At 77.7% G+C, this 19,696-nt stretch carries 14 protein-coding genes; 9 read left to right on the top strand and 5 right to left on the bottom strand.

Annotation, left to right across the window (positions count from 1 at the left end; all coding sequences use genetic code 11):
* Positions 1-26: 26 nt before the first annotated feature.
* From OO57_RS26235 to OO57_RS26215, 5 genes are all read right to left on the bottom strand, one after another.
* The gene (locus tag OO57_RS26235) at positions 27-2,078 is read right to left on the bottom strand and encodes a YcaO-like family protein (protein WP_051778263.1); all 2,052 of its coding nucleotides are present in this window, start codon (positions 2,076-2,078) and stop codon (positions 27-29) included.
* Positions 2,075-3,817 (bottom strand): hypothetical protein, encoded by a 1,743-nt coding sequence (locus OO57_RS26230; protein ID WP_033255129.1) that lies wholly within the window; start codon positions 3,815-3,817, stop codon positions 2,075-2,077. Before OO57_RS26230 ends, OO57_RS26235 begins: the two co-directional genes overlap by 4 nt.
* Entirely contained in the window at positions 3,814-6,399 is a 2,586-nt protein-coding gene (locus OO57_RS26225; protein ID WP_033255128.1) for a lantibiotic dehydratase, read from the bottom strand. The genes OO57_RS26230 and OO57_RS26225 overlap by 4 nt, the downstream gene beginning before the upstream one ends.
* Positions 6,396-7,382 carry a hypothetical protein gene (locus tag OO57_RS26220; protein WP_033255127.1) on the bottom strand — a complete coding sequence of 329 codons (987 nt, stop codon included), beginning with the start codon at positions 7,380-7,382 and terminating at the stop codon, positions 6,396-6,398. Before OO57_RS26220 ends, OO57_RS26225 begins: the two co-directional genes overlap by 4 nt.
* Positions 7,383-7,587: 205 nt before the next feature.
* Complete coding sequence (locus OO57_RS26215; protein ID WP_158715229.1) at positions 7,588-7,797, bottom strand: hypothetical protein; 210 nt, start codon at positions 7,795-7,797, stop codon at positions 7,588-7,590.
* A gap of 431 nt (positions 7,798-8,228) precedes the next feature.
* On the opposite strand from OO57_RS26215, the gene OO57_RS26210 reads away from it, so the two are divergent.
* The 9 genes from OO57_RS26210 to OO57_RS26170 all read left to right on the top strand — a co-directional run bounded on the left by OO57_RS26210 (position 8,229) and on the right by OO57_RS26170 (position 19,656).
* On the top strand, positions 8,229-9,284 hold the full coding sequence (locus OO57_RS26210) for an ATP-binding cassette domain-containing protein (protein WP_063737646.1): 1,056 nt from the start codon (positions 8,229-8,231) through the stop codon (positions 9,282-9,284).
* Positions 9,281-10,039: an ABC transporter permease gene (locus OO57_RS26205; RefSeq protein WP_033255125.1), complete on the top strand. Its 759-nt coding sequence runs from the start codon at positions 9,281-9,283 to the stop codon at positions 10,037-10,039. The genes OO57_RS26210 and OO57_RS26205 overlap by 4 nt, the downstream gene beginning before the upstream one ends.
* The gene (locus OO57_RS38625) at positions 10,036-11,139 is read left to right on the top strand and encodes a M16 family metallopeptidase (RefSeq protein ID WP_051778262.1); all 1,104 of its coding nucleotides are present in this window, start codon (positions 10,036-10,038) and stop codon (positions 11,137-11,139) included. The genes OO57_RS26205 and OO57_RS38625 overlap by 4 nt, the downstream gene beginning before the upstream one ends.
* Positions 11,140-11,267: 128 nt before the next feature.
* Entirely contained in the window at positions 11,268-12,590 is a 1,323-nt protein-coding gene (locus tag OO57_RS26195) for a M16 family metallopeptidase (RefSeq protein ID WP_033255124.1), read from the top strand.
* Positions 12,591-12,601: 11 nt separating this feature from the next.
* Positions 12,602-13,732 (top strand): LLM class flavin-dependent oxidoreductase, encoded by a 1,131-nt coding sequence (locus OO57_RS26190; protein ID WP_051778261.1) that lies wholly within the window; start codon positions 12,602-12,604, stop codon positions 13,730-13,732.
* On the top strand, positions 13,729-16,125 hold the full coding sequence (locus tag OO57_RS26185; protein ID WP_033255123.1) for a hypothetical protein: 2,397 nt from the start codon (positions 13,729-13,731) through the stop codon (positions 16,123-16,125). Before OO57_RS26190 ends, OO57_RS26185 begins: the two co-directional genes overlap by 4 nt.
* A complete protein-coding gene (locus OO57_RS26180) occupies positions 16,122-17,780 on the top strand; it encodes a hypothetical protein (protein WP_158715228.1) in 1,659 nt (552 codons plus the stop codon). Before OO57_RS26185 ends, OO57_RS26180 begins: the two co-directional genes overlap by 4 nt.
* Positions 17,777-18,106, top strand: a complete 330-nt coding sequence (locus OO57_RS26175) for a hypothetical protein (RefSeq protein ID WP_033255121.1) — start codon at positions 17,777-17,779, stop codon at positions 18,104-18,106. Before OO57_RS26180 ends, OO57_RS26175 begins: the two co-directional genes overlap by 4 nt.
* On the top strand, positions 18,103-19,656 hold the full coding sequence (locus tag OO57_RS26170; protein ID WP_033255120.1) for a hypothetical protein: 1,554 nt from the start codon (positions 18,103-18,105) through the stop codon (positions 19,654-19,656). The genes OO57_RS26175 and OO57_RS26170 overlap by 4 nt, the downstream gene beginning before the upstream one ends.
* The last annotated feature ends 40 nt before the right edge of the window (positions 19,657-19,696 follow it).

Raw genomic sequence — 19,696 nt, 5'->3', positions numbered from 1 at the left:
GTTCACGGGAAGGGGCGGGGGCGCGTTCACGGGAAGGGGTGGGGGTCGAGGGGCAGGTCGGCCGGGTCCGCGTCCAGCCGCGAGAGCAGCCGGTCGAGGCCGGACAGCCGCTGGTGCGCCTGGCCGAAGCACATCGGCAGGATGCCGGGCACCACGCACTTGACCACGGACAGGCCGAGCGCGGCGTGGTCGGGGGTGGACTGGTCGACGGCCAGCACGGTGCCGAGCCCGGCCGTCCGGTAGAGGTCGAGGACGTACTCCAGCGCGCCGGTCACGTCCCCTCCCGCCGCCCGGACCAGCGGGCGCGGCCAGCCCCCGAAGGCCTCCGCCAGCGGGAGCAGCGGGCCGCCGAGCACCCGCTCGACCCGGGGCAGCAGCTCGGGGAAGGTGTAGCGGCGCCAGTGCTGGACCAGTTCCTCGACCTGCCAGGGGTCGTCGATCAGCGGCTCCAGCGGTTCCGGGTCCCAGGTCAGGCCGCCCGTCACCAGCTGGGCCAGCTCCCACAGCGCCGAGCGCACCGCCTGCTCGGGGTCGGGGTGGCAGCCCGCCGTGCTGAAGCTGGCCGGGAGGCCGCCGTCGCGCCGCACCGCCAGCGCCCAGACCGCGGGCACCGGGATGTCGGCGGTGGCCACCAGCAGGTGGACGTCGTAGCCGTGCTCCTCGGCCCGCTTGAGCAGCAGCCGGGACTGCCGGTCGCGGACGGTGGCCGGGTCGACGGCGGGCAGCGGGCGGGCCAGGTGCCACGCCTGGAGGAAGGCGTCGCGCTCGGCGAGTTCGAGCAGCGAGTGCAGGGCCGCCTCCTCGAAGCTCCCGCCGAGGGCGCAGCCGCTGGAGGACTCCAGGAAGGCGCTGCGGGTGTCCGCCGCCGCCTCGGGCCTGATCCGGTAGCCGTACCGGTAGAAGCCGACCTCGGCCGGGACCAGCCGGGGCTCGCCGCCCAGCGGCGGCCGGGCCCACACCCAGTCCAGCGGGGTGTCCGCGGTGCAGCGGCGCACCTTGCTCAGCGGGGAGGCGAACTGGCGGTCGGTGTAGCCGCCGAGGGTCGCCGGGTCGAGCGCCCGGTCGCCCAGCTCCCGGTGGGTGGTCCAGGGGACGACGGTGGCCGCGTGCGGGTAGCCGGCCTGCCGCTCCATCGCCTCGAACATGCCGACCGCCTCGGCCTCGCGGAACCGCAGGCCCCGCCCGAGGCCGGAGGGCGTCCCGGCCAGGACGTCCACCTCGCTCATCGGGAAGCTGCCCGCCGAGTAGCGGGTGATCCGCACCACCGGGCCGAACCGGGGGTCAGCGAAGGCCGCCCGCATCCGGTCCGGGTCCATCGCGAAGGGGGCCGGGCCCTGCCGGGTCGGCACCTCCGCCGCGGTCGGCCGCCGGACCGGCCGGGGCGGGACCGGCGGCGCGTCGTCGGCCGCGGCCAGCAGCGGCGGACCGCCCCCGCACAGCCGACAGCGGAAGGTCCGCATCACCCGGTGCCGGGTCACCCCGCCGGTACGCGAGACCACCACCAACTCACCGGGCCCGGGCGCGCCCTGCGCAGTGAGCACCGCACCGACCACGTCCTCCAGCCAGGGCGGTACGGGGACGGCCCGGCCGGGGGCGGGCGGTTCGGTGGTGGTCGACAGTTCGGTGACGGGCGAACTGTCGGCGGCCCGCCCGCCTTCACGTCCGCCTTCGCGTTCGCGTTCGCGCCGGTCGTTCTCGGGGCGGCGCTCGGTGTCCCAGCGGCGGTAGCTGTCGGCGGCGGCGGCGCAGCCCGGGCAGGCCGGTTCGCCGTCGGGGGTCCAGCGCGGCCCGATCTGGATCTCGGCGGCGCCGATCCGGACGGACAGCAGGTCCGTGCCGGTCGCCCGGGCCGCGGCCATCGCCCGGAGCTCCCAGTCCGGGTCGTACTCACCCCGGACGGACAGCAGGCAGCCGTCCAGCCGCCCGGCCCAGGTCTGCCAGTCCCAGGAGTCCGGCGTGCCGGGGCCGATCCGGGGCCCGGCCGTCGCGGGCCGTCCGGTGGCCTCCGCCGCGGTGGGCTGCATCGCCGCGGTCTGCGTCACCGTGGTGTCCTCGATGTCCTTCGTGGCCTCGGTCATGCGAGCTTCACCGGCCCGCAGTGGAGCGGGATCGGCCCGGCGACCGGGTCGTGGGGCAGGCGGCGGGCGCGCAGTGTGCGGCCCCGGGTGGCCGGGTCGGTGCGGAGGCGGTCCAGTGCGGAGCGCACCGCGGCGGCCGGGCAGTTCTCCAACGTGCCGGTGCCGACCGGCTGTTCGGCGAACAGGGCCCGCACCTCGGGGTCGGCCTGGGCCCGGGCCACGGCGGTGGCGAGGGCCGTGCGGGCGGCGGCGGCCGGGGTGTCGCCCCATTCGGCGGCGGCCACCGTTCCGTCCTGCTCGGTGACGGTCACCAGTGACCAGTCGAGCACCGGGCAGCGGCGGTGCGACAGTTCCACCGTCCGACCGAACCAGGACTCCAGGAGGCCCAGCAGCGTCCGGCCCTCGGTGCTGCCCAGGCCGTCCCAGCCCAGCGGCTCCCCCGGGCGGTCGAGCAGCAGTTCGGTGCCGAGCTGCCGCAGCGCCCCGTCGAGCAGCCAGCGCTCCTCCGTCGCCCCGGCCGCGCCGTCGGGCCCGGCCATCCGGCGCGCCGCGGCCAGCAGCGCGGCGACACCGGCCGCCGCCCGGTCCGCGCCCCAGCCCACGACCCGGACGGGGGTCGGGCCGGTCAGCAGGTCGGCGGTCTCCAGCGCGAACGGCAGTTGGTCCAGGTCGAGGTCGCGCCCCAGCCGCACCGGCCCGGTCCACCGGGCCGTCAGCGGTGCCCAGGCGGCGAGCAGGTCCTGCGCTCCGGGCAGCTCCCGCTCCTCCGCCGGCACCCCGGCGGGCCCGGACCGCCCGTCCCCGGCCGCCCCGGCGGACGCGGCAGGGAGCCCCGCACCTGCTGAGGCGACGTCAGCACCGCCCCCGGCCACCACGAGCGCCTCCGGGAGGGGGATGCGGGCGGTCCGGAGTTGGTGGCCGTGGATCACTGTGGCCTTCCGGGGGGCGGGGTCGATGCCGGTGAGGGCGGCCAGGACGGCGCGGGCGGCGAGGGCTCCGGCGAGGACGGCGCTGAGGGGGCGGGGGGCGGCGGCTTCGGGGTCGTCGGTGGTCCAGGCTTCGGCGCGGCGGACGGCGGCTTCGAGGGCGGCCGGGTCGGTGGTGGCGTCGGGTTCGGCCACCACGGCTGCCCGGGGCCCGGCGTGGACGGTGACCACCCGGGTGCCGGGGGGAAGCGCCGCGGGCGGGTCGGACGGGTGCTCGTGGTCGGTGACCAGGACCGTCCAGTCCGCCGCCGCGACCGCCTCGCTGCCACCGCTGCCGTCCGCGGACAGGCTCGCGGACACGCTCGTGTCCGTCACGCCGTGGCGCCGCAGCGACCGGGCGGCCGTCCCGGCGGCCGGTCCGCCGCCCAGGACGTGCACCTTCGCGGCCCGCAGCCGGGCGAAGTCCCGGTAGGGGTCGGGGCTGTGGGCCTCCAGGTAGGCGAGCGTCTCGGCGTGCCGGGCGGCGGTGGCCGGGTCGGGTGCGGGGGTGGTGAGGGCGTCGAGGTCGAGCAGGACGTCCCGGTCGAGCAGGGCGCGCAGGACGCGGTCGAGGACCGGGCGGGCGGACTCGTCGCCGAAGGCCGCGACGAGGGCGTCGACGTCCGTGCCGTCGGTGAGTTCCGCGAGGCGGCTGTCCAGGACGGTGTACAGCACCGGCGGCCCGGCGAGGACGAAGGACTCGCCGCCCCGGGTGACGTACACGCCGCGCTGGACGGGGGCGAAGTGCGTTCCGGGACGCAGTTTGACCCTCACGCGCCCTCCCCCGCGGTCGCGGCGCCCCGCGGGCGCTCCGAGCCGTGCTCCGAGCCGTGCTCCAGGTCGTACTCCAGCAGCCATTCGGCGGCCGGCACGCCGCTGCGCACGCCGGGCAGCGCCTCCTCGAAGTACCCGGCGCTGCGGCGTTCCAGGAACTTCGGCAGGGCGCGGACCATCAGCGCGCTGCCGAGGTCGAGGTACTGGGGCTTCTCCCGGCTGCGGGTCCTGAGGTAGCGGGTGAGGGCCGCGGCGGCGGCCTCGCCCGAGAGGTCCCGCCCGGCGGGCAGGCCGAGCGGAGTCTTCATGACGATCTCCTCGGGGACGTCGTGGGCGGCCCGCCAGCGCGTGGTGGCGATCAAGTGGGCGGCCTCGTCCTCGGGTTCGCCGCCGGGGGCGGTCGGCAGGTCGTCGCCGGGGTACCAGCGGCGGCGTTGCAGAACCACGTCCCCGGCGACGAGCCGGGGGTAGCGGACGGTGGAGCCGTCGGTGCCGGTGCGCCGGGCGTGCAGTCGGCCGATCGGGTCGAAGGCGACCCGGCCGGTGTCGTGCAGCCAGACGGCGAGGGTGATCGGGGTGGGCTGGAGTTCGGCCCACTTCATGCCGAGCGACATCACCCGGACCGGTCGGCCGTCCCGGTCGAGGAGGTGGAGGCGGTCGGTGGCGGGGTCGTGGGCGAGGGTGGTGGCGAGCCAGTCGGCGGGGGTGTGGGTCTCGTCGAGCAGGCGCATCCGGTGGTTGATGTTGGCGCGGTGCAGTCCGTGGTCCTCGACGAGGCGGACGCCGTCGGTGCCCTGGTGGCGGATGCGCCGGGCGATCCGGGTGGCGGCGTCGCTGCCGAGGGCGGCCTGGGCGCCGAGGAAGCGGGTGACGAGCTGGCCGTGTCCGGTGTAGCAGGCGTTCAGGACGAGTCGGCCGTCGACGGGCTGGACGAGCAGGCCGTAGGAGGCGGTGGGGAGGTGGAAGCGGTCGGGGAGGCCGTCGGCGAGCGCGGCGAGGTGGGCGGGGTCGACGGTGGCCTCGGTGGCGTCGCCGGCGTCGCGGAAGCGGTCGGCGAGGATGGCGAGGGCGCTCGCGCGGCGGCGGCGCAGTTCGGTCAGGGAGCCGTCGGCGGGGCCCCACTCCTCGGCGGTGGCCCGGGTGAGGGAGAGTTCCCGGGAGCGGACCAGGCTGACGAGGTCGTCGGCGTGGTCGATCAGGGGGACGCGGGCGCCGGGGCCGAAGCGGTCGGTGAAGGCGCGGCTGAGCAGGGCCCGGATCTCGTGGTGGCGGTCGAAGAGGCCCTGGAAGGCGGTGACCCGGCCGAGGTCGGCGAGGGCGGTGCGGTAGCCGTCGGGCGAGACGGCGGCGGGTTCGAGCAGGTAGTCCTCGTTGACCTGGAGTTTGGCGGGGCAGGCGCTGAGCCGGTTGAGTTCGGCCTCGGCGGTGCGGATCCGGGTGAGGGCGGCGCGGCGTCCGCCGACCGAGTCGCGGGCCATCAGGTCGAGGTCGGCGGCGACCGCGGCGACGGCGGCGGCGGCTTCGGGGTGGTGCTCGGCGAGCAGTTTCTCGGCCTCGGGCAGCGGGTCGGCGGCCTGTTCGTCGAGGAGCGGGGCGGCGACCAGGATCTGGGCGTCGAAGGCGGCGCCGACCAGCCGGGCGGCCTCCGCCGCGGGGACGGCGAAGCGGCGGGCGAGTTCGGCGGTGAGCAGGTCGACGGGCAGCGGGCCGAGGACGAGGAGTTTCAGCAGGGCGGTGAGCTGCTCGTTGGACTCGGCGGCGAGGGTGCGGCGGCGTCCGTCGGCGACGTGCGGGAAGCGCAGGTGGGTGCCTTCCCGGCGGAGCATCGGGTTGCGCTGGACGGCGGCGGGGGGCGGGCCGGGGCGGGGGGCGGCGGCGATGCCGTTGACCAGGCCGGAGAGGAGCGCCCGGTCGGGGGTGAGGACGGCGTGGGCGCGGCGGCGGTCGAAGGCGGGTTCGTCGAGGCGGCGGCCGTCCTCGGACCAGTGCGCGAAGCCGACGGCGGTGAGCCGGGACAGCGGGCTGACCCGGAGCAGGGCGCGGGCGAGGTGCTGGAGCAGTCCGCGTTCGGACTTGCGCTGCCGGGCGGTGGGCGTTCCCGGTGAGGTGCGGTAGCGCTGGGCGGCGTCGAGCACCTGGGGGGAGTTGAGGGCGAGCGAGAGCTGGAGCGGTTCGGAGCCGACGGCGCGGGCGAGGCGTTCGCGTTCCTCGGCGAGGAGGCCGGGGAGGCCGGTCTCCAGGGCGGTGCGGGCGAGCCGTCCGCGTTCCTCGGCGGCCAGCCAGGCGGTGACGGCGGGCGGGAGCGGGGTCTGCCAGGTGCCGTGCAGGTCGGCGGTGTCGGGGGTGCGGTCGTTGAAGACGGCGCGCTTGAGGCGCAGCAGGCGGTGCCGTTCGCGGCCGGTGGCGGTGCCGGCGAGGCGGTAGAGCTCGTCGCAGGCGGCGTCGGCCAGGGCCCGGCAGTCGCGGTGGGCGCCGAACAGGGCGCGCAGGACGGTGCCGAGCCGGTCGCCGCCCAGGCGCAGGCCGGGGGTGGGGTTGACCCGGTGGACGGGGGTGTCGGCGAGGTGCCAGGTCTCGGTCATGCCAGCTCCCTGCTGAAGGCGCGCACCCGTTCGATGGAGGACGTGCCGGTCACCTCGTCGGTCCCCTCGCCCAGCCCGTAGCAGAGGTAGTAGCGCTGCATGGGGGTGATGCCGAAGCAGGTGAGGCTGGTGTAGAGGACGTTGAGGACGATCCGGTGCGCGATGTGGCGGTAGGAGGGGCTGCGCAGCATGCCGCCGTCCAGGAGTTCGCCGATGAAGTCGCTGCGGACGGGGGTGCCGAGCGGGTGTTCCCAGTCGCCGCCGGAGGCGTTCTGCAGGACGCGGTCGTCGACGGCCTGTCCGGCGGTGTGGGCCTCGGCGACGCCCCAGGCGTACTGCATGGCCCGTTCCCAGGCGCGCAGGGTGTCGCTGTGGACGGGGGCCTGGAGGGCGTCGAGGAAGACCGGGCGGTCCTTGGCGTAGCGGGCGGCGAAGGCGGCGGTGAGGTCGGTGTGCTTGCCGGTGGCGGAGGCGACGCCCTCGGCGTGCGAGCGGTAGGGCAGGGCTCCGGCGCTGATGCCGCGCGGGTGGGTGCGGGCGAGCAGGGCGAGGACGTGGGCGAGGTGCGGCAGCAGGTCGGCCTCGGGGACGGTCAGCGAGCCGAGGACCGGTTCGAGGAAGCGTCCCATGATCTGGTCGACGGCCCGGGAGAGCGCGGGGGAGTCGGCGCGCGGCCGGTGCGGTTCGGTGGTGACGGTGCCCTGCGGGTGGTGGGGCAGCAGCTCGTCGCGGACGTTCTCCCAGCGGGCGAGTTCGCCGGCGCGGCGCAGGTAGGCGTCCCGGTCGGGGGTGCGCGCGTCGCGGGCGGCGGCCAGCGCGGCCGCGGCGGCGACGAACTCTCCGGCGTCGACGGCCCGTTCGCCGTAGGGGCGCAGGACCAGGTGGAGGTGCGAGCCGTGCAGCCAGCCCCGGCGCACGTGGACCACGGGGAGTTGCTGCGCGTCCTTCAGGCGCAGCAGGGGCTCGCTGATTTCGCGCAGCAACTCCCGCGGATTCTCCGAATAGTCAAAAATCCGTATGGCCAGGCCCGGATCGATGGTTCGCATGGCGACTCCAGGAAATGCACGAATCGGTCGGTCGGTGTGAAACCGGCGGCACGATCGCTGACGGCCGTTCGGTGGGGTTTCACCGGCTCTGCCGGTACCCGGCTACGAGAAGTCGGGTGGGCCGTTCAGGTGCTGCGAGGGGTCAGCAGCAGGAGGAGGAGGTGCTGAGCGAGCCGCTGCCGGCCGCCTCGCTGTTGAGGGAGTCCTCGGTGAGGATCTCCTCGCCGTCCTCGGTGTAGCCGAAGATGATGATGACGGAGGCGCCCATGTCGGGCAGCGCGACGGCGTCGTTGGCGTCCAGGACGGCCAGCTCGTTGACGTCGAACGCGGCGAAGTCCACAGCAGTGCTCATGGCGGTTTCCCTTCTGGTCTACCGGCGGGCTGCCGGTAACTGGTGGATGAGCTAACTGCCTGCCGGGAGACCGCGGCAAGGAATTCGGGCGGCAGCAAAATGCCGCCCGCCCCCGACTTGTCGCGGACATGAAATGCAGGTCAGGCCGCCCCCTGCGGCCATTCCGGACATTCCGGCGGATCCGGCCCGCCGCCGCTGGCACCTTCCTGTCAGCGGGCCTCCCCGGCCCGGCCGGGGCTGGACTCCGCCGCGCGGCACCGGCCAGAGTGACGCGGTGCCCGGCCGCCGCCGACGGACCGCCGGGGCCGGACCCGTCCCGGCCCCCACCGCCGCCCCCGGGCGACGACGACGCGGGCCCCGCCGCACGGGCCCCGCCTTCCGTCCGCCCGCCCCCGCGGCGTCCCGTCCGCCCCAGGCCTGGAGGAACCCCCGTGATCAGCGCGCAAGGACTCAGCCACTCGTACCGGACCCGCTTCGGCGTGGTCGAAGCCGTCCGGGGCGTCGACCTGGAGGTCGCCGAGGGGGAGATGGTCGGCTTCCTCGGCCCCAACGGCGCCGGGAAGACCACCACGGTGCGGATGCTCACCACCCTCCTGACGCCCGACGGCGGCACCGCCACCGTCGCGGGCCACGACGTGGTCCGCGAACGGGCCGCGGTGCGCCGGGCGATCGGCTACGTCGGCCAGTCCTCCGGCGGCACCGAGCACCTGGTCTCCGACGAACTGCGCACCCAGGCACGGCTGCAGGGCATGACGGCCGCCGACGCCGCCGCCCGCGCCGCCGAGCTGACCGTCCGGTTCGAGCTGGACGCCTTCGCCGGACGGCCGCTCTCCCGGCTCTCCGGCGGCCAGCGCCGCCGGGTCGACCTCGCGCTCGGCCTGGTGCACCGCCCCGCCGTGCTCTTCCTGGACGAGCCGAGCAGCGGCCTCGACCCGCAGAGCCGGGCCAACCTCTGGGACCACCTGCGCGGCCTGCGCGCCGAGCACGGCACCACGGTCTTCCTCACCACGCACTACCTGGAGGAGGCCGACCAGCTCTGCGACCGGATCGTCGTCATCGACGGCGGCCGGGTGATCGCCTCCGACACCGCCGAGGCGCTGAAGAGCCGGATCGGCGGTGACGTGGTCACCCTGGAGACCGACCGGATCAGCGACGCCGCGACCGTGGTCGCCCGCCTCGTCCCCGGCTGCGACCTGGACACCACCCCGGCGGGCGTGCAGTTCCACGTCGCGCACGCCCAGCGGCTGCTGCCCGAACTGCTGCGGGCCCTCGACCTCGCCGACGTCGCCCTGGAGTCGGTCTCCGTCAAGCGCCCCACCCTGGACGACGTCTTCCTGCGCCTGACCGGCCGCTCCCTGCGCGAGGAGGGCCGCCCCGCCCCGGCCCCCGCTCCGGCCCCCGCCGCCGAGACCGCCGAGGCCGCTGCCGAGACCGCCGCCGAGGCCGAGACCGCCACCGAGACCCCGAACACCGAGGTGACCACGTGACCACCGCCGCGACCAGCTGGATCATCTTCCGGCGCTCGATGCGCTACACCCTCCGCAAGCCCGCCTGGGTGGTCTTCGGCCTGGTGCAGCCGATGCTCTACCTCGCCCTGTTCGGCCCGCTGCTGAACCGGATCAGCCAGGCCCCGGGCTTCGACGGCGGCAACACCTGGCGGGTCTTCGTCCCCGGCCTGCTCGTCCAGCAGGGCCTGTTCTCCGCCGTCTTCGTCGGCTTCGGCATCCTCTCCGAGATCCGCTCCGGCACGCTGGACCGGATGCGGATCTCCGCGGCCGGCGAGTCCGGCCTGATGCTGGGCCGGATGCTCCGGGACGCCGTGGTGCTCACCGCCCAGGCCGTGCTGCTCACCCTGGGCGCCCTGGTCGCCGGGCTGCGGGCCCCGGTCGGCGGGGTGCTGGCGGCGTTCGCCCTGGTCACCGTGGTCGGCCTGGCGGTGGCGGGCCTGGCGTACGGGCTGGCGCTGACGGTGCGGCACGAGGAGGCGTACGGGCAGCTGGTCAACGCCCTGATGCTGCCCGCGATGCTGCTCTCCGGCGTGCTGCTGCCGCTGGCGCTGGCACCGCACTGGCTGTCCCTGCTGGCGAAGGCGAACCCGGTCTCGCACGTCGTGACGGCCGAACGCGCCCTGTTCGCGGGCGAGTTCGGCAGCAGCGACACCCTGGTCGGGGTGGCCGTCGCGGCCGCCCTGGCGGTGGTCGCCGTCTGGTTCGCCGCCCGCGCGATCCGCCGCAGCTCGTGACGGCGCCCACCGCGGCGGCCCGGCCCGCCGCCACCGCCGAGGTGCACCGGCACCGGCTGGCCAACGGCCTGCGGCTGCTCGTCCTCCCGGACCCGGGCAGCCCCGCCGTCGGCCTGGCCGTCGCCTACGGGGTCGGCTACCGCTCCGAGTCCCGGTCCGGGTTCGCGCACCTCTTCGAGCACCTGATGTTCCAGGGCAGCGCCCGCCTGGGCCCGCAGGAGCACGCCCGGCACGTCCAGGCCAACGGCGGCGTCTTCAACGCCACCACCCACCGCGACCACACCAGCTACTTCCAGGCGATGCCCGCCGAGGCCCTGGAGCTCGGCCTCTTCCTGGAGGCCGACCGGATGCGGGCGCCCCGGATCACCCCGGAGGCGATCGCCACCCAGGCGTCGGTGGTCGCCGAGGAGATCCGCCGCACCGTCACCAACCGGCCCTACGGCGGCTTCCCGACCTTCCAGCTGCCGCAGGTGCTCTTCGACTCCTTCGCCAACACCCACGACGGGTACGGCGACCACGCCTCGCTCGCCGCCGCGACCGTCGCCGAGTGCGCCGACTTCTTCGCCCGCCACTACGCCCCGGGCAACGCGGTGCTCGCCGTCTGCGGCGGCGTCGACCCCCGGCAGGCCGTCGAACTGGCCGAACGGCACTTCGGGACGGTCCCGGCCCGGACCGCCGCCACCCCGCCCGACCTCGCCGAGCCCCAACTCGCCGTCCCCCGCGTGCTGGAGCGCACCGACCGCCTCGCCCCGCTCCCGGCGGTCGCCGTCGGCCGCCGGATGCCGCCGCCCGGCACGCCCGGCCACCTGGCCGCCGTGGTCGCCGCCGCCGTCCTCGGCGACGGCGAGTCGAGCCGACTGCGCCGCACCCTGGTCCGCGAACGGCGGCTGGCCACCCAGGTGGCGGCGGTGGCCGGCCTCTCCGGCCCCTTCGACTCCCGCGACCCGGACGCCTTCCTGGTGAACGCCGTCTGCACCCCCGACGCCTCCCCCCGGCGGACCGCGCGGGCCGCCGACGAGGTGCTCACCGACCTGGCCGCCCAGGGCCCGGCCGAGGACGAGCTCCGGCGCGCCGTCCGCAGGCTGCAGACCGCCTGGTAGGCCGCGGTCCGACCCGCCGTTGGACGCCCGGCCGCGGTCCGACCCGCCGTTGGACGCCCGGCCGCGGTCCGACCCGCCGTTGGACGCCCGGCCGCGGTCCGACCCGCCGTTGGACGGGGGGCCCGCCGATGACCCCCGCCGCCGCCCCCGGGGCCGTCCTCCTGCCGCCGCTCGCCCCGCCGCGGCCCGTCCCGCCGCTGGAGGCCGTCGACACCGTCCTGCCGACCGGGCTGCGCGTGGTGGCGGCCCGCCGCGCCACCGCCCCCGTCGTCCAGCTCCGCCTGGGCGTGCCCTTCGGCGGCTCCACCGCCCGGCACGCGGCCGCCGCCGAGCTGCTCTCCTGCACCCTGCTGGCCGGCGGCCCCGGGGCCGACCGGGCCGCCGTCGACGACGCGCTCGCCGCCGTGGGCGGCAGCCTGAAGGCCGTGGTCGGACCGGAGGAACTGCTGGTCACCGGGCAGGTGCTGGCCGAGGGCCTGCCCCGGCTGCTCGCCGTGCTCGCCGACTGCCTCACCGGCGCCGGGTACGAGCCGACCGTGCTGGCGGCCGAGCGCGAACGGCTGCTGCACCGGGTCCGGCTCACCGGGTCGATGCCCGCCCGGGCCGCCCGGGCCGCCCTGCTGCGCCACTGCTTCGGCGACCACCCCGCCACCCGGGAGACCCCCGCCGAGGAGCAGGTCGCGGACGTCGGCCGGGACGAGGTCGCCGCCCTGCACCGGACCGCCCTGGTGCCGCGCGGCGCGGTCCTGCTCCTGGTCGGGGACGTCCGCCCCGACCGGGCGGTCGCGGAGACGGCCCGCCTGCTGGGCGGCTGGTCGTCCCCGCACCGGGCGGTGCGGATGGCGCCGCTGCCCGCCCCCGCCCACCGGGGCGAGCCCGTGCTGGCCGTCCCCTCCCCCGGGGCCCGGCAGTGCGAGGCCCGGCTGGCCGCCCCGTCCCTGGTCCGCACCGACCCGGGCTACCCGGCGCTGCTGCTCGCCGACCAGGTCTTCGGCGGCCACTTCTCCTCGCGCCTGGTGCAGCGGCTGCGCGAACGCGAGGGCCGGATCTACAGCGGCCGGTCCGCGATCGAGCAGCGCACCGGCTCCGCGCTCGGCACCGTCCAGTTCGCCAGCGCCCCGCAGCACGCCGCCGCCGCCGTCGACGGCACCCTCGACGAACTCGCCGCGGTCTCCGGCGACCGGCCCCCGACCGGCGCGGAGATCGCCGCCGCCCGCGGCTACGCCCTCGGCGTCCAGGCCCTGGTCCGCTCCACCCAGAAGGGCCTGGCCGACAGCCTGCACGGACCGCTGCTGGCCGGCCTGCCCCTCGACTGGCCCGACACCGTCGCCGCCCTGGTCCGCACCGTCCCCGACGACGAGGTCCGGGCGGCCGCCGCCGCCCACCTGCGCCCCGAGGCGTACGCCGCGGTGCTGCTCGGCCCGCCCGCCCCCGACCGCCCCCTCCCGTGAGGAGTGACCCCGTGCGCTTCGGCGTCTCCTTCCTGCCCGACTCCTCACCGGAGACCAAGTCCCCGGCCGACTACTACCGCGAGGTCCTCGACCTGTGCCGGCTCGCCGACGAGTCCGGCCTGGACTACGTCAAGATGACCGAGCACTACCTGCACCCCTACGGCGGCTACTGTCCCAGCCCGCTGACCTTCCTGGCCGCGGTCGCCGCGCGGACCCGGCGGATCCGGCTGATCACCGGCTGCACCCTGCCGGTCTTCCACCACCCCGTAAAGCTCGCCTCCTACATCGCCATGGTCGACGCGATCAGCGGCGGACGCCTGGAGGTCGGCTTCGCCCGCGCCTACCTGCCGCACGAGTTCCAGGCCTTCCAGGTGCCGATGGACGGCAGCCGGCAGCGCTTCGAAGCCACCGTCGCGGCGGTGCACCGCCTGCTCACCGAGGAACGCGTCACCGAGGACACCCCGTACTTCGCCTTCCGCGACGCCACCGTCCTCCCCCGGCCCACCCAGGCCCCGCGGCCCCCGTTCTGGGTCGCCGCCGTGCAGACCCCCGAGAGCTTCGACCGGATCGGCCGCGCCGGCCACGGCCTGCTGATCACCCCGACCGGCCGCGAGTTCGACACCACGCTGACCGCCCGCTACCGGGCGTCGTTCGCCGCCCACCACCCCGACGGCACCCCCCGCGTGATGGCCAGCCTGCCGCTGCTGGTCGCCGAGACCGACCAGAAGGCCCGCGAACTCGCCGACCCGCACCTGAACGAGTACCTGCGGGTCTGGGCGTCCGCCCTGGGCACCTGGGACGAGACCGTCTCCACCGACTACGCGCAGTACACCGGCCTCGGCCACGTGGTCCGCACCCTGACCGCGCGCGACCTGCGGGCCACCGGCACCGCGTTCGTCGGCTCGCCCGAGCACGTCGCCGACCAGATCGGCCGCTTCCAGGAACGGGCCGGCGTGGACGGCATCCTCTGGCAGGCCGACTTCGGCGGCTTCGGCGGCACCGACGCCCTGCGCTCGGTGGAACTCTTCGCCGACCAGGTCCGGCCCCGGCTCGACGCCCTCGCCGCGACCGCCGCGACCGACGGGGCTGCCGTGGCTGCCGGTGCCGCCGGGGCCGCTCCGACCGCCGGGGCCGACGCGTGACCGGGCCCGCCGACGTCCCCCTCCTGCTGCTCGGACGCGTCCCCGGCCGCCGCCTCACCTCGCCCGAACTGCGCGCCGCCCTCGCCGCCCTGCCCGACGCCCCCGACCGGGGAGCCGCCGAGCGGCGGGTCGCGGCCGCCCACGCCGGAGCGCTGCCGCAGGAACGCGCCGCACTGCGCTCGGCCCTGCTCGACGAGGGCTTCCGCTCGCCCCTGGCCGCCGGCCTGCCCGGCACCCCGGCGAGCACCTACCTCGCCGCGCCGGAACCGTCCGCACCGGAACCCGGCAGCGACCCGGAGCGCGGCAGCGACCCGGAGCCCGCCGTCCTGGAGCAGTTCTCCCGGGCGGTGCTGCGGCTCGGCCCACCGACCGCGCACACCGCCGTCGCCCTGGGCCACTGGGACGAACACGGCGCCCCACTGGACCGCCCCGGAGCCGACCCGACCGGCGGCCGCTCCGTCCTGGCACTGGACCGGCCGCAGCTGGCGATGGCGATCGACGGCCTGCTGTCCGCCCCGGCGGCCGGGGCTGGGACCGGGACCAGCGCCGGAACCGGAACCGAAACCGAAACCGGAGCCGGGGTGCTGCCGGCGCTGCTGCGTGCCAACTGGACGCTGCGCCGTCTGCCCTCCCAGGTGCGGTTCCACCGTCGCGACGGCGGGCAGCTCCGGCTGGTGGCCACGCCGCTGACCGGGAAGGTCCGGGCCCTGCTCGGTCCGGTCGAGCTCGGGCCGTTGCCCGCCGGGGTGCTGGTCCGGGAGGTGGCTGCCGCGCTCGGCCTGGGGCGGGAGGCGGCCGGTGCCCTGGTGGCGTCCGCCGTGGAGTTGCAACTCCTGGTCGGTGCGGCCGAGTTCGACAGTCTGGACGAGCGGCCCGCGGCGGCCGCCGCCGCCCTGCTGACCGGTCGCCGTCCCCGGGCGGCCGAGCTGCTCGCCGGGGTCCAGCAGCGGCTGGACGCCGCCGCGGACGACCGGCCCGGGGCACTGGCGCCGCTGGCCGACGACCAGCGGGCCCTCAACGCGCTGCTCGCGCACCCGGTCGGGCTGCGGGTGACCGAGGAGTACGTGCTGCCGCCGGTCGAGGTCGCCGCGGCGCCGCACCGGGCGGCCCTGGACGACCTGGCGCGGGTGCTGGAGTTCGCCGCCCTGTCCGACCGGGTGCACGAAGCCCGGGCGCTGCTGGTCGCGGCGTTCACCGAGCGGTTCGGCCCCGGTGCCCGCGTCCGGCTGGCCGACTGCGCGGCCGACCTGGTCGCCGTGGTGGTGCGCCGGGCCGGGCTGCTGACGCCTGCCAGCAGCACCGACTTCGGCCCGGCCGACGGCTCGCTGACCGAGCTGCTGCGGCTGCGCGCCGCCGCCCGGGCCCTGCTCGGCGAACGGATCGCCGCCGCGACCGCCCCTGCGACCGCCGCAGCCGCCGGTTCCCCCGGCTCCCCCGGCGCCCCCGAGCTCGCGCTCGACCCGGCCGAACTGGCCGCCCTCGCCGCCGACCTCCCCGCCCGCTTCCGCCGCCCGTCCGCCTCGTACGGGGTGCTGGTCCGGCCGGTCGGCGACCGGCTGGTGGTGCGGGGCTACCTGCCCGGCGGCGGGAGTTCCGCGCTGCGGTACGCCGGGGCGGACGCCGCGCTCGGCGCCCGGCTGGCCGAGCGGCTGGCGCGCGCCGCGGGGCCCGCCGTGCTGCTGGAGGACCGCGGGCTGCACGGGCTGGACGCCAACCACCGCCCGCCGCTGCTCCCGGGCCGGATCGACCCGGTCGGCTGGTTCGGCCTCACCCTGGCCCACGACCCGCGCACCGACGGCCTGGAGCTGCTCGACCCGGACGGCGCCCCGGTCGCCGTGCACTCCCCGGCCCTGGCCAGGCCCGGGCGGCTCGCGCCGCCGATGCGGATCGCCCTGTGGCTGCACGGCACCGGCCGCCTCCGCCCCGACCCGCTCGGCGAGGCCGCCGCCGACCTGCTGCGGGCCGCGCCCGGGGGGCGCACCGGCGGTACCCTCGCGCTGCCCCGGCTGACGGCGGGCCGGGTGGTGCTGCAGGGCCGCCGCTGGTACCCGGGCGCGGACCTGCCCGTCGCCGCCGACGGGCCCGGGCTGCTCTGCGCGCTCGCCGACTGGCGGGCCGCCCACGGCGCCCCCGAGGAGCTGCTGCTGGTCGGGCCGGGCCCGTCCGGCCCCGATCCGGACGGCCTGCTCGGCCCGCCGCCGACCGCCGCCGACCGCACCCGCTACACCGACCTCGGCAGCGCCCTGCTGGCCGGGGCCGTCCGCGAACTCCCCGCGGGCGGCCACCTGGAGGAGGTCCCCGCCGGTGTGCGGGAGGGCGTGCACGCCGTGGAGTGGGTCCTCGAGTACGACCGCGCCCCCGGCGGGCGCTTCCAGGGCGGAGTGCGGACATGAGGGTGAAGCTCCGGCCCGGGGCGCACTTCGTCCCGGTGGCGCGCGGCCTGCACTGCGCGCGGGCCGACCGCGCCTTCGTGCTGTCCGCCCCGCCGTCCGTGCAGCGCCTGCTGGACGACCGGCTCGGCGACCTCACCGACGGCGCCGACACCGCGGACCTGCTCGGCCCGGTCGCCGACCCGGCCGAGCGGGCCGCCCTGCGGCAGGTGCTGGCGGCGCTGCTCGGCCAGGGCCTGCTGTTCGACCCCGACCGGGCGGGCGGCCCCGTCCCCGACCCCGGGACGGCGGAGCGGTACGCGGAGTCCCTCGCCCACTACGAGGAGCACTGCGCCGAGCCGTACGCCGCCTTCGCCGCCCTGCGCGCGGCCGAGGTCGCCGTGCTGGGCACCGGCCCGGCCGCCCGCAGCGCCACCCGCGGGCTGCTCCGGCTGGGCGTCGGCACCGTCACCGACCGGCCGGGGCCCGGCGCCGCGGCCGCCGTCCTGGCCGCGGCCGCGCCCGCGGACCTGCCCGCCCTCGCCGCCCTGCTGCCGCCCGGCACCCCGTACGTCCCGGTCGCGGACGGGGACGGCCACCGGACGGTCGGGCCGCTGCTGCGCGGCGTGCCGCAGGCCCGGGCCTTCCGGGACGCGGCCGAACGCGCCGCCGCCTGGTCCCGCAGCCACCCCGCGGGGCGGGCGCCCGCCGTGCACGCCGCCGCCCTCGCCGGGTCGCTGGCCGCCCGCACCGTCCTCGACCACCTCGGCGCGACCGGCCTCGACACCCCCGACCTGCGGCTCGTCCACGGCCGCACCCTGCGGACGACCCCGCACCCGTTCGCCCCCCGCCCGGACGCCCCCCGCTGGTCGCCCGTCCCCGGCGGCGCGCCCGCCCGGCCCGACGACCCGGCCGACCCCGACGGGGCCCTCACCGCCCCGTGGTCCGGGCTCGGGCAGTGGCGGGACGACCTCGAACTGCCCCGGCTGCCGTTCCGCCTCGCCGCCCTGGAGGCGGTCGCGCTCCCGGACCGGCCGCTGCTGGTCGGCTGGGGGACGGAGGCCGAGGACGCCCGGCGGGACGCCCTGCTCCGGCTGTTGCGGGCCACCGCCGGACACGCCGGGACGCAGGACGGCCGTCCCGGCACCGCGGCCGCCGGGACGACGCCCCGGCGCTGGCTCCTCGACGGCCTGCTCCGGGTCCTGGCCGCGGAGCAGCAGGACGACGGGCCGCCGCTGCCGGACGACGCGACGGCCACCCCGCTGGCCCGCTCGCTCCGCCGGGCGCTCACCCACTACTTCGACCAGCCCGCCCGGCTCCACCACCGCACCCTGCCCGGCACCGGGTGGACCCTGGTCACCGTCGCCCGCACGGACACCGGCGAGCGCCTCGCCCGCCAGTGGGCGCCGTCCGCCCGGGCCGCCGCCCAGAACGCGCTGGCCCGCGCCCTGGCCGGGCTCCAGCAGGACCTGGTCCCGTTCCCGGCCCCCACCGTCGGCACCCGGGCCCTGGAGTGGGCCGACCCCGCGGAACTCGCCGCCCTCGAAGCCGCGCTCCGCTCCCCCGGGGTCCTGCGGGGCCGCACCGTCCACGCCCACCGACTCGCCACCGACCCCGTCCTCGGCCCACTGCCCCTCCCCTGCGGCCTGGTCCGGCTCACCACCCCCGACGAACCGTGACCGGCCCGCCCCCCACTGCCACCCGGCCGCGTCCGGGCCGCCGCACCGACACCGACCCGCCCGCGCCCTACGGCGTGCTGCGCTGCGCACCGGCAGCCCTGAAGACCGGCACCGACCCGCGCAGCCTGCCGACGGCGGCCCAGCCGCTCGACCTGCGGGCCCCGACCCGGCGCCCCGGCAACCGGCCGACGCCGATGCCGGCCGCCCCGTCCACCGGCCCCGTCCCGTCCACCCCGTCCACCGGCCCCGTCCCGTCCACCCCGTCCACCGGCCCCGTCCCGTCCACCTCGTCCACCGACCCCACCCGAGCCCCGGAGGAACCGTGACCGGCCCGGCCGACGTGCTCCGCTTCGCCCTGCGCCAGGGGCCGCTGCGCGGCCTGCTGCACGACCCGATCGTCGTGGACGAGCGGGTGGCGACCACCGCCTGCCTCCCCCCGCGCTCGGCCCGCGCCGACCGCGGCCGCCCGCTGCCCCCCGGCGTGCACGACCTGCTGGCCGCCGCCCCCTACCCGGGCGGCCGGGTGGCCGCCCCTGCCACCGCCCCGGGCACCGCATCCGCCACCGCCCCGGTCTCCGTCGCGGGCGCCGTGCTGGCCGCGGCGTTCGGGCCGTTGCGCCGGGAGCCGTCGAACCCCGCCAACGACCACCGGGTGACGGCCTCCGTCCGCAGCAAGTTCCCGGTGCACGTCTTCACCGTGCCGCCCGAGGGACCGGCCGGGTACCTCGACCCGTACCGGCACGCCGTGGTCGACCTGGAGCCCGGCCCGGCCGGGGGACCGGCGCCGCGCCCCGCCCCGGACGACCTGAACGTCGTGCTGGCCGGGCGCCACACCGACCTGCCCACGCCCTACGGCGTGCTGCGCTGCGCGCTGGCGGACCTGGAGGTCGGCATCAACCTGCGCAGCCTGCTGGCGGCGGCCGAGCTGTTCGGCCTGCGGGCCTCGGTCCGGCTCTCCGGCCCGGAGGTGGCCGAGGCCGCCCGGCTGGTGGCCGCGACCGGCCCGGGCAGCTGGTCGGCGCCGGTGGTGGTCACCCTGCACGGGGTCGGCGGGCTGCCCCCGGCCGGACCGCTGGAACCGGTCGGCGGCGGGACCCTGGACGACGAGCTGGACGCCCTGCTGGACGCCGAGACCGGCCACCCCAGCCTGCTGGAGACCGCCGCGGCCCTCGCCCCCCGGCTGACCGCCCCCGCGGGCCCCTCCGGCGCCGGGCGCGCGCTCCCGGAACCGCCGCCCCCGGCCGCTGCGACGGCGGGCCCCGGCCCGGACTGGGCCCGGGTGTGGTGGAACAGGTCGGCGGGCCGGGTGCCGCGGCCGCTGAGCGGGTTCTCGGCCCGGCCCGTCACCCGCGGCGAGGACTGCCTGCGGGACCTGCTGGCCTGGGCGGCGGCCCCCGCACCGGCCGCCCTGCACGAGGTGGCCGCCCGGGTCCGGATCACCGCCGTCCCCCAGCGGCTGGCCGGCCTCCCCACCGGCCGGTACGAACTCGTCGGCGGCGCACTGCAGTTGCGGGAGGCCGACCCGGAGCTGCCGCGCCGGATGGAGTCGCTCTTCGGCTACCCGCTCACCCCGGCCAACGACTGCGGCGTCCGGCACGCCACCGCCCTGTGGGTCTTCTCGGCCGACCTGCGGGCCCTGGTCGAGGACCTCGGCCCGGCGGCCTGGGGCCTGCTCCAGGTCTGGTGCGGCTGGGTCTCGCACGGGCTGACCCTGGGCGCGGCGGCCCACGGCCTGTTCGCCCGCCCGGCCCGCTCCTTCGACGAGCACCGGGTGGCCGGCCTGCTGCACCTGCCCGAGGCCGAGTCCCCGGTGTTCCTGACCGCCTGCGGCGCCACCCGCTACGCCGAACCCCTGCTCGACCTCCGCCCGTACTGAGCCCCGACCACCGGGCCCCGACTGCTGGGCCCCGGTCCGG

It is taken from the genome of Kitasatospora phosalacinea (assembly GCF_000717185.1).
GTDB classification, from domain to species: Bacteria; Actinomycetota; Actinomycetes; order Streptomycetales; family Streptomycetaceae; genus Kitasatospora; species Kitasatospora phosalacinea_A.
Note: the sequence above shows the minus strand (reverse complement) of the source record. Positions and strands in the feature narration are given on the sequence as shown.